Source organism: Ruegeria sp. YKSD163 (assembly GCF_059612905.1).
The window spans coordinates 1-5870 of sequence record NZ_JBXWRM010000045.1 but is presented as its reverse complement, the minus strand read 5'-3'; the positions used below and the strand labels follow the sequence as shown (position 1 = coordinate 5870).

General features: G+C 54.2%; 2 tRNA genes and 3 rRNA genes. All 5 read left to right on the top strand.

The annotated features are described in order from the left end of the window. Positions 1-366 precede the first annotated feature (366 nt). The 5 genes from AC2FNA_RS24055 to rrf all read left to right on the top strand — a co-directional run bounded on the left by AC2FNA_RS24055 (position 367) and on the right by rrf (position 5841). Positions 367-1829: ribosomal RNA gene (locus AC2FNA_RS24055) — 16S ribosomal RNA — on the top strand. A gap of 252 nt (positions 1830-2081) precedes the next feature. Further along, positions 2082-2158 (top strand) — tRNA-Ile (locus tag AC2FNA_RS24050). 20 nt (positions 2159-2178) lie between these two features. Next, a tRNA-Ala gene (locus AC2FNA_RS24045) sits at positions 2179-2254 on the top strand. A 455-nt stretch (positions 2255-2709) separates the two neighbouring features. Further along, positions 2710-5537 (top strand): 23S ribosomal RNA (locus AC2FNA_RS24040). Between the two features lie 189 nt (positions 5538-5726). After that, positions 5727-5841: ribosomal RNA gene (rrf, locus tag AC2FNA_RS24035) — 5S ribosomal RNA — on the top strand. The 16S, 23S and 5S rRNA genes sit together here with 2 tRNA genes alongside, the layout of an rRNA operon. Positions 5842-5870: the final 29 nt, after the last annotated feature.

Sequence of the window (5870 nt, the reverse complement as noted above, 5' to 3'; positions counted from 1 at the left end):
GCTCTTTGACATTGATGGATGACTGAAGAGATATGTGGGCGGTTTGGTTCGTTTCGACGGATTGAAAGTCTGTATATCGCGCTCTTAGCGCTGTGTTTCGTATTTGGGTTGGGGTCGATGATCCTGTGCTCAAGTAGCGAAGCGGTAGCGCGATGATAGAGTGTCAGCTTCACTGTTTGGTGGTGCAACGTTTCTTTTGGAACGGATGTACATCAGACAGATGACTCTTGATGTTTACCCTGGCCTAGCCGGGTTGGGGTCGCGACGTTTTTTTGGGATGGTTTATCTGTCCTCAAGTAGCGAAGCGGTAGGACATCAAGGATGTGCAGAGGTTCGACTGTCATGGAAATGTCGGAGACGGCATTTTAACTTGAGAGTTTGATCCTGGCTCAGAACGAACGCTGGCGGCAGGCCTAACACATGCAAGTCGAGCGCGCCCTTCGGGGTGAGCGGCGGACGGGTTAGTAACGCGTGGGAACGTACCCTTTGGTAGGGAATAGCCACTGGAAACGGTGAGTAATACCCTATGAGCCCTTCGGGGGAAAGATTTATCGCCAAAGGATCGGCCCGCGTTAGATTAGGTAGTTGGTGGGGTAATGGCCTACCAAGCCTACGATCTATAGCTGGTTTTAGAGGATGATCAGCAACACTGGGACTGAGACACGGCCCAGACTCCTACGGGAGGCAGCAGTGGGGAATCTTGGACAATGGGGGCAACCCTGATCCAGCCATGCCGCGTGAGTGAAGAAGGCCTTAGGGTCGTAAAGCTCTTTCGCCTGTGAAGATAATGACGGTAGCAGGTAAAGAAACCCCGGCTAACTCCGTGCCAGCAGCCGCGGTAATACGGAGGGGGTTAGCGTTGTTCGGAATTACTGGGCGTAAAGCGCGCGTAGGCGGATTGGAAAGTTGGGGGTGAAATCCCAGGGCTCAACCCTGGAACTGCCTCCAAAACTCCCAGTCTTGAGTTCGAGAGAGGTGAGTGGAATTCCGAGTGTAGAGGTGAAATTCGTAGATATTCGGAGGAACACCAGTGGCGAAGGCGGCTCACTGGCTCGATACTGACGCTGAGGTGCGAAAGTGTGGGGAGCAAACAGGATTAGATACCCTGGTAGTCCACACCGTAAACGATGAATGCCAGTCGTCGGGTAGCATGCTGCTCGGTGACACACCTAACGGATTAAGCATTCCGCCTGGGGAGTACGGCCGCAAGGTTAAAACTCAAAGGAATTGACGGGGGCCCGCACAAGCGGTGGAGCATGTGGTTTAATTCGAAGCAACGCGCAGAACCTTACCAACCCTTGACATCCCGGGACCGCCAGAGAGATCTGGTTTCCACTTCGGTGGCTCGGTGACAGGTGCTGCATGGCTGTCGTCAGCTCGTGTCGTGAGATGTTCGGTTAAGTCCGGCAACGAGCGCAACCCACACCCTTAGTTGCCAGCATTTGGTTGGGCACTCTAGGGGAACTGCCCGTGATAAGCGGGAGGAAGGTGTGGATGACGTCAAGTCCTCATGGCCCTTACGGGTTGGGCTACACACGTGCTACAATGGCAGTGACAATGGGTTAATCCCAAAAAACTGTCTCAGTTCGGATTGGGGTCTGCAACTCGACCCCATGAAGTCGGAATCGCTAGTAATCGCGTAACAGCATGACGCGGTGAATACGTTCCCGGGCCTTGTACACACCGCCCGTCACACCATGGGAGTTGGGTCTACCCGAAGACGGTGCGCCAACCTTTCGAGGAGGCAGCTGGCCACGGTAGGCTCAGCGACTGGGGTGAAGTCGTAACAAGGTAGCCGTAGGGGAACCTGCGGCTGGATCACCTCCTTTCTAAGGATGATCCTGGCAGATTTTATGCAAAGCCAAAGCGCTCAAGTAGCGCAGCGGTAGCGCATAAAAGATCGTGGATCACTTAGCAGAAGATCAACAAACAAAGTTGATCAAACTCCGGACCGGACCGTCCTCATATCTCTTCAGGAACATATCAGGCCCATGACAATCTGGGGTCTGGCCCTCTCGGCAGATTTTGCGATGCAAAATCGCCTGTCGGGCAACGTCGATTTGCCCTGGGGCAAATCAACTGGGTCGGTAGCTCAGGTGGTTAGAGCGCACGCCTGATAAGCGTGAGGTCGGAGGTTCAAGTCCTCCTCGACCCACCAACATCCCTCGGGGTGATTATGGGGCCTTAGCTCAGCTGGGAGAGCGCCTGATTTGCATTCAGGAGGTCAGGAGTTCGATCCTCCTAGGCTCCACCATATCCTCGATTTGACCGCCAAGCACTGTGTCAGTGTTTGGCCGTCCAATCGGACTGTGCTTCTACGGAAGCGTTGACATCGTTTAGAGAGAAATCAATCAACTCTGTTTGATCGCACCGCGTGAGGTGTCGATCTCAGCGGGTTCTGCTTTCGTCCTCAGGTAGCCGCAAGGCGGTGGGGCGCATGTCCTCAAGTAGCCGAATAGGCGGTAGGACAGGTGAAGCGAGCGGAAGGCGTGGATTGGGTCTAGCCGGCTCGATCTGACGTATCCCTGTTGAAACGAACAGAAGTTGTCCAAGTCAAGTACACTAACCCGGTGCGGTCCACGAGGATACGCACCAATATGTTCAGCCCTGACGGGCTGAGCGGGAAAAGTGACTTTTGGTTCAGAAATAGAAGATGCCGGTCGAACCAGCCCGGTATCGTGAGAGATCAGTCTCTCTCTTTCTGGATCGAATCAAGCGCGAGAAGGGCGTTTGGTGGATGCCTTGGCAGCAAGAGGCGATGAAGGACGTGATACTCTGCGATAAGTCATGGGGAGCCGAGAATAGGCTTTGATCCATGAATCTCCGAATGGGGCAACCCACCTGAATGTTTGTTATTGTTAGCCTCGCTATCAATAATGAGCATGAACAGGTACTTAAGACCTGAATACATAGGGTTTTAAGAGCAAACCCGGGGAACTGAAACATCTAAGTACCCGGAGGAAAGGAAATCAATTGATACTCCCCTAGTAGTGGCGAGCGAACGGGGACCAGCCGAGCCTTGAGAATGAGAAGAACATGTTGGGAAGCATGGCCATAGCGGGTGACAGCCCCGTATTCGAAGTTCGATGGGACGTATTAAGTAGGGCGGGACACGTGAAATCCTGTCTGAAGATCGGAGGACCACCTTCGAAGGCTAAGTACTCCTTGCTGACCGATAGCGAACCAGTACCGTGAGGGAAAGGTGAAAAGCACCCCGACGAGGGGAGTGAAACAGTACCTGAAACCGGACGCCTACAAGCAGTCGGAGGGACCTCGAGTCCTGACGGCGTACCTTTTGTATAATGGGTCATCGACTTGGTCTCACGAGCAAGCTTAAGCCGTTAGGTGTAGGCGCAGCGAAAGCGAGTCTTAATAGGGCGTCGAGTTCGTGGGATCAGACCCGAAACCGAGTGATCTAGGCATGGCCAGGTTGAAGGCAAGGTAACACTTGCTGGAGGACCGAACCCACATCCGTTGAAAAGGATCGGGATGAGCTGTGCCTAGGGGTGAAAGGCCAATCAAACTCGGAGATAGCTGGTTCTCCGCGAAATCTATTTAGGTAGAGCGTCATCCGAATACCCCGGGGGGTAGAGCACTGGATGGGTAATGGGGCCCCACAGGCTTACTGATCCTAACCAAACTCCGAATACCCGGGAGTACTAGATGGCAGACACACTGCGGGTGCTAACGCCCGTAGTGGAGAGGGAAACAACCCTGACCTCCAGCTAAGGCCCCCAATTCATGGCTAAGTGGGAAAGCAGGTGGGATGTCCAAAACAACCAGGAGGTTGGCTTAGAAGCAGCCATCCTTTAAAGATAGCGTAACAGCTCACTGGTCTAATCAAGACGTCCTGCGGCGAAGATGTAACGGGGCTCAAGCCATGAGCCGAAGCTGAGGATGCCGTAAGGCATGGTAGCGGAGCGTAGTGTGACATAGCTCCAATCCTCTTTAGCGTCCTTCGGGACGTCATGGAGGATAGGAAGCTTTCGATGAAGCCGGGGCGTGAGCCATCCGGTGGAGAGATCACTAGCGAGAATGATGACATGAGTAGCGACAAAGAGTGTGAGAGACACTCTCGCCGAAAGTCCAAGGGTTCCTGCTTAAAGCTAATCTGAGCAGGGTAAGCCGGCCCCTAAGCCGAGGCCGAAAGGCGTAGGCGATGGGAACCAGGTTAATATTCCTGGGCCAGGAGGATGTGACGGATCACGGATGTAGTTCAGCCTTATCGGATTGGTTGGGCTGCTGAGTGGTCCCTGGAAATAGCCCTCCATCAGACCGTACCCTAAACCGACACAGGTGGACTGGTAGAGAATACCAAGGCGCTTGAGAGAACGATGTTGAAGGAACTCGGCAAAATACCTCCGTAAGTTCGCGAGAAGGAGGCCCGGGTTCAAGGCAACTTGGATCCGGGGGCACAAACCAGGGGGTGGCGACTGTTTATTAAAAACACAGGGCTCTGCGAAGTCGCAAGACGACGTATAGGGTCTGACGCCTGCCCGGTGCCTGAAGGTTAAAAGGAGGGGTGCAAGCTCCGAATTGAAGCCCAGGTAAACGGCGGCCGTAACTATAACGGTCCTAAGGTAGCGAAATTCCTTGTCGGGTAAGTTCCGACCTGCACGAATGGCGTAACGACTTCCCCGCTGTCTCCAACATCGACTCAGCGAAATTGAATTGCCTGTCAAGATGCAGGCTTCCCGCGGTTAGACGGAAAGACCCCGTGCACCTTTACTACAGCTTCGCACTGGCATCAGGATTGTGATGTGCAGGATAGGTGGTAGGCTTTGAAGCAGGAACGCCAGTTCCCGTGGAGCCTCCCTTGAGATACCACCCTTCGCACTCTTGATGTCTAACCGCGGTCCGTCATCCGGATCCGGGACCCTGCGTGGCGGGTAGTTTGACTGGGGCGGTCGCCTCCTAAAGCGTAACGGAGGCGCGCGAAGGTTGGCTCAGAGCGGTCGGAAATCGCTCGTTGAGTGCAATGGCAGAAGCCAGCCTGACTGCAAGACTGACAAGTCGAGCAGAGACGAAAGTCGGCCATAGTGATCCGGTGGTCCCGAGTGGAAGGGCCATCGCTCAACGGATAAAAGGTACGCCGGGGATAACAGGCTGATACTGCCCAAGAGTCCATATCGACGGCAGTGTTTGGCACCTCGATGTCGGCTCATCTCATCCTGGGGCTGGAGCAGGTCCCAAGGGTACGGCTGTTCGCCGTTTAAAGAGGTACGTGAGCTGGGTTTAGAACGTCGTGAGACAGTTCGGTCCCTATCTGCCGTGGGTGTAGGATACTTGAGAGGAGTTGCCCCTAGTACGAGAGGACCGGGGTGAACGATCCACTGGTGGACCTGTTGTTGCGCCAGCAGCAGTGCAGGGTAGCTATGATCGGACAGGATAACCGCTGAAGGCATCTAAGCGGGAAGCCCCCCTCAAAACAAGGTATCCCTGAGGGCCGTGGAAGACCACCACGTCAATAGGCCGGAGATGTAAGCGCAGCAATGCGTTCAGTTGACCGGTACTAATCGCCCGATAGGCTTGATCCGATCCAGTAACAGAAAGACTGATCATCAAGAACCAAAAGCACCAAAAAACTTGGACAACACGTGACAATCCAAAACCGGATTGCACATGATTGATAAAACCGAGTGGGGCCACAGTTTGCTGCGCAAACCGTTTAACCCCACCCGTCGCGATCCGCCAAAGGCGGATACGCGACGTGAGTATTTATTCGGTTTGGTGGTCATAGCGAGCGCAATACACCCGGTCCCTTCCCGAACCCGGAAGTTAAGTGCCTCCGCGCCAATGGTACTCGGGCTAAAGCCCCGGGAGAGTAGGTCACCGCCAAACCTAATAAATACTCATCTCTCTAATGCGAT